The organism is Thermomonospora catenispora (assembly GCF_006363815.1).
Taxonomy (GTDB): Bacteria; Actinomycetota; Actinomycetes; order Streptosporangiales; family Streptosporangiaceae; genus Thermomonospora; species Thermomonospora catenispora.
In genome coordinates, this window is sequence record NZ_RRYT01000095.1 from 1 (window position 1) to 776 (window position 776).

A 776-nucleotide genomic window follows, 5' to 3' on the forward strand; every position below is an offset into this window, starting at 1 on the left:
GATGTCGCAGTCGGCTGTCGATAGGGCGGCGATGGCGCAGGCCGCGCAGGACATCGATGCTTCGGCGAATGTGATTAAGGGTCTGCAGACGAAGCTGGAGAGCGCCAAGACGTCGTTGCGGGCGCACTGGGAGGGCAACGCGTCGATGGCGTTCGAGCAGGTGTTCGTCCGGTTCAACGAGGACTTCACGCGGGTGCTGCGGGCGTTGGAGGGCATGCACCAGTCGCTGGTGCAGACCAAGATCACCTATGACGCCAAGGAGGAGATGTCGCAGCAGGCCGTGAACAAGGTGCAGGCGCTGCTGAACGGCACCACCTGATCCTGGCGGGCGTCTGAGGGAGCGATGAGCGTGTGCACGCCCTGTGTGGCCTGGTGGGTCGCGTGGGGGTGTGCGGGGTCGTTGTAGGTCGTGTCACGGGCCGTGGTGCCGCTGTGGTGGGCGGTGTGTGGTTCGTGGGTGATGGTTCGAGGGAGATGCGGTGAGCGACAGCTACACCAGGGCTAATTTCGGTGGTCTGACCGAGGGTGAGGCTCAGTTCTCGCTGGCGGCTCGTGCGTTGTTGGATGAGCTGCATGATCTGGAGGGCAAGCTGCGTTCGAAGCTGAGCCGGTGGGATGGTCAGGCGCAGGAGGCGTACTGGCGGTACCAGCGGGAGTGGGACGCGGCTGCCAAGGACATGCAGAACGTGGTGGCGCAGCTGGGTGCGGCGATCGGTGAGGCGAACGCCAATTACCAGGCTGCGGAGCGGGCGAACACCGGCATCTGGAGCGGCTGA

At 64.9% G+C, this 776-nt stretch carries 2 protein-coding genes; both read left to right on the forward strand.

The window, feature by feature from the left end; all coding sequences use genetic code 11:
* The first annotated feature begins 1 nt into the window (after nucleotide 1).
* On the forward strand, nucleotides 2–319 hold the full coding sequence (locus tag EIO00_RS23980; RefSeq protein WP_140182714.1) for a WXG100 family type VII secretion target: 318 nt from the start codon (nucleotides 2–4) through the stop codon (nucleotides 317–319).
* A 160-nt stretch (nucleotides 320–479) separates the two neighbouring features.
* Nucleotides 480–776: a WXG100 family type VII secretion target gene (locus EIO00_RS23985; RefSeq protein ID WP_140182716.1), complete on the forward strand. Its 297-nt coding sequence runs from the start codon at nucleotides 480–482 to the stop codon at nucleotides 774–776.